General features: G+C 54.3%; 5 protein-coding genes. 1 reads left to right on the forward strand and 4 read right to left on the reverse strand.

What is annotated here, in order from left to right; genetic code table 11:
* On the reverse strand, positions 1–248 hold a 248-nt coding region (locus tag OVY01_RS22755), incomplete at its 3' end, for a helix-turn-helix domain-containing protein (protein ID WP_267849923.1).
* A 358-nt stretch (positions 249–606) separates the two neighbouring features.
* On the opposite strand from OVY01_RS22755, the gene OVY01_RS22760 reads away from it, so the two are divergent.
* Positions 607–753, forward strand: a complete 147-nt coding sequence (locus OVY01_RS22760; protein WP_267849924.1) for a hypothetical protein — start codon at positions 607–609, stop codon at positions 751–753.
* 316 nt (positions 754–1,069) lie between these two features.
* Here OVY01_RS22760 and OVY01_RS22765 read toward each other — a convergent pair whose 3' ends face one another.
* The 3 genes from OVY01_RS22765 to OVY01_RS22775 form a co-directional block, all read right to left on the reverse strand.
* A complete protein-coding gene (locus OVY01_RS22765; protein ID WP_267849925.1) occupies positions 1,070–2,641 on the reverse strand; it encodes a M56 family metallopeptidase in 1,572 nt (523 codons plus the stop codon).
* 5 nt (positions 2,642–2,646) lie between these two features.
* On the reverse strand, positions 2,647–3,015 hold the full coding sequence (locus OVY01_RS22770; RefSeq protein ID WP_267849926.1) for a BlaI/MecI/CopY family transcriptional regulator: 369 nt from the start codon (positions 3,013–3,015) through the stop codon (positions 2,647–2,649).
* A gap of 171 nt (positions 3,016–3,186) precedes the next feature.
* Positions 3,187–3,387 (reverse strand): transposase domain-containing protein (locus OVY01_RS22775; protein ID WP_267849927.1); only part of this gene is annotated, 201 nt, incomplete at its 5' end.

Genomic DNA, 3,387 nt, shown 5'->3' on the forward strand with positions numbered 1-3,387 from the left:
AGCGCACTACCAGCGGTCAATTTGCGTGGCCTTCGGCTTCGTTCACGCCGTGCGCGATACGCCTTTGCAGCGGCAGTGGCGTCATAACACCTGCGCGTCTCAGTCCGGTTACGCGCGAGTTCTCGGCTGATGCTAGACGCGTTGCGTCCCAGCAGCCTCGCTATCGACCGGATGCTCGCGTTTTTACCGCTTTCGATCATGATTGCCGCGCGCTCTTCCGCGCTCAGATGAAAATATCTTTTTTCCATCCCAACACCCTATATCAATATGGGTGTTGCACTTGATGGTTGAGTCTAAGGCTGACTGTGAAGTAGGCTTTTATGTCAGGTGGTATATCTGCGGCGCATGCTGAAAGACAAACGACAATTGTTATAACTCCCGTTATCGTAGCATTCGAAGGTACAATTCATACGTAGTGCAAAATCTGCGTAACAATGGTGTCAGCCGGGCAGCGAAAGGGGATTTTTACGCTTTTCCTCGGGACGAAGTTGCAGATTTTCCAATTTTTCTTTGCCGAAATTTACAGGGGGTCACGCCTTCAGCCCTCCCACTCAGTCGATCATTGCGAACCGGACACATGCGAGGCCCACCCGACCAGAAGTCTCCATGAAACATTCCGTCATCAGCAGCGGTAACGCCGCCATCGCCCATCAATTCGCCCGCAGCGATGTTGAGGCCGGTGTCGGCGACGCGCACGGACCAGAATCCATCGCGTTACGGCCAGAACTTCGGGTGACGAAGCCGTTTTGCTGACGCTGCAGCGGGCACTCGGGGCCCAGATGATCATCCTGGTCATCCCACTTTGGACGCATAGGGACGTCGTTCAGGCCGCGACGGGTGGGGGCGACGGTATCGGGCAACGAAACGGGTTCGAGCACATATTCCGGCTGCATCAGCATACTTACCAAATGAAAGGTGTCACATAATGACGGAAAAAACGTAGCCGGGTCCACGGTTTCTCGAAATGCTCCGGTACCGACATCCCGGCGGGCTCTACGGCCATCACCAGGACTAGGCCGAACGGCTGGTCCGCGCAACAGAGGCGGAAGTTGCATAAAATCCCGCCTGACTATGGGCCCATGTTGACCAATGCACCGTCGATGATGCCCTGATCATTGAGGTAAATGCGCCAGCTCGAAGACCCTGAAGCCTGAGTGACCTGATATATATCCCAACCTTGGTTTCCGACGCCCACGAATCGAATATTTTCGACCGCTCCTGCTTGATTTAAACCGTCTCTGAGCTTAGGTAGCTGTTTGCGGGTCGCTGCTTGTAACCCAGGAGACATTTCAGAATAGTTCGGGTTTCCCGACATCAATCCGTCGATCAATTTTCGCAGTGCAGCTTCGCTTGCCGGATTGGCGGTCTGCTTCTTGATCTGCGCAACGAGAACCGCAGCCATTCTATCCGCCTCGGCAACATCGATTCGTGGGTATGTGACATCGAGACCGTTCTGATTATGAATCAACGCGGTAACCTGCCCGTGATCGTCGACCACGAACGTTTCGGTTACGTTGACGACTTTCCCAAAAAACTTGGTATCACTCGTCGGAAACTTCTCAAACCATCCTATCTGCCCCGTCCGTTGCGTTGCCAGGTGGCCACCTTCACGTCGGACTTTCATTGCTTCGGTATCACTGGTTCTGTATGCACCAACATATCGATCCAGAATTTCAACGGGCACTGATACCTCAGTATATCGGTGTGAGACTTCGCTCATGGTAGGGGGACTCACTTGTGCGGCCAGAGTGGCCAGGGTGATTGACATGCATCCAAGAAGCACTGCAACCAACAATTTTCGCTCGACTGGCTTTTTCAGCATCAGTCTTAGACGTTGTTCCAGGAATGACCTGGATTCGGACATACTCACTACTGACCCTATGTAACGCGACTTCCGCTCACCAACAGCTATCAGCGTTTCTCCATACACGGCAAGCTTGTGCCCGGCCTTCAAGACTCGGGCATCGCAGTCAATCTCGATGGCGCATCTCAAACGCCGAAGTTGCCACCAGAGAGGCACGTTCCACGGCATGAGTACGATTAGGCAGAGAGCAACCGTAAGCAGCACCGGATCATAAGCATCGATGTGCGATTCTTCATGCGCGACAACCGCGGCCTGTTGCTCTTCGGGGGAATCAAGCAGCCAAGTTGGAAGAACGATCCTGGGACGGAAAAGACCGACAACGGCGGGCCCGACGTCGCTCGACAGATACACTGGAACGCCGCACACGAGCGCGGGGGTCCAATGCCGTTTTCGCCATTGCAGATGTATCGCACCGGTCAACAGCATCAGGATCATGATTATCGACGCAGCATACCAAGCACCTTCGGCGTGGAGTTGAACGTGATGGAGCGCGACGGAACCACCATCGTGGTTTCTTACCCAGATCGCGGGCGATAAGCGCGTTGAGGTGATCTCATGCAAAGCGACCAACGTTTGCGGCATTGGTGGTCTCAGCTCTGCGGGAATGCGTATAGAGACCGACGCCATGATCACAGGAGTGGCAAGAGATGCCGCGATGGCAAGAAGCCAGAGCCACCGGCTGGGAGTTTGTCGCTGACGTGCCGAGTGTTCTGCCACAAGCGCAGCTACCGATAACAACGTCGCCACTGATACCGCATAAATCATCCACATCAGCATGCGAGCTACTCTTCGTCGGTTTGTTGTTTCAATAGCTCACGCATATGGCGGATTTCTTTGGGCGTTAGTTTCTTGTCGGTCACTAGATGTGCAAACAACAGCTGCGTGGACCCACTGAAAAGCTTGCTTGCGAGGTGCTGCAAAGCACTTTTTCTTGCTGCGTGCTGCTGAACGGCGGCGGTATAACGGTGTCCCCGTCCTTCGTCAACGTGGGTCACATAGCCCTTGTTTTCCAAGATGCGAAGAATAGTCAAAACCGTGGTGTACGCGAGTTCATCGGCCAGTGCAGCTCGAACCTCACTCACAACCGACGGACCGCGCTCCCAAAGTATTTTCATCACGTCAGCTTCCCGGTCTGTCAGCGAAATGTTCAAATTTCCTCCTACTAAATATTTAGTAGATAATGAAACGAGGAAAATATACTGTCAACGTAAGCGTCCAGGCAAGGCATCTTGCTTGGTGGATTTGGCTGAGTTCGGGCTAGATGAAGCGTGGGATGCCCGCCCGTTAGGTCCCCACTTATTTTCGTAAGCGGGGACCTATTTTCAGACGCGCGATGACGCGGGAGTTGAACCCATCAGCGTCCACGGCAGTAGATCATCGATCTGGTTGACCGGATGATCGGCGATGCGCGTGAGCACCTCGCGCAGATATGCCTCGGGGTCCAGGCCGTTGAGTTTGGCTGTGCCGATGAGGCTGTACATCGCCGCCGCCCGGTGGCCACCGGCATCCGAGCCCGCGAACAG

Source organism: Robbsia betulipollinis (genome assembly GCF_026624755.1).
Classification (GTDB): Bacteria; Pseudomonadota; Gammaproteobacteria; order Burkholderiales; family Burkholderiaceae; genus Robbsia; species Robbsia betulipollinis.

Excerpts from the sequence above, each read along its gene's own strand:
- OVY01_RS22760 (WP_267849924.1), top strand. The coding sequence starts at position 607 with ATGAAACATTCCGTCATCAGCAGCGGTAACGCCGCCATCGCCCATCAA.
- OVY01_RS22765 (WP_267849925.1), bottom strand. The coding sequence starts at position 2,641 with ATGCTGATGTGGATGATTTATGCGGTATCAGTGGCGACGTTGTTATCG.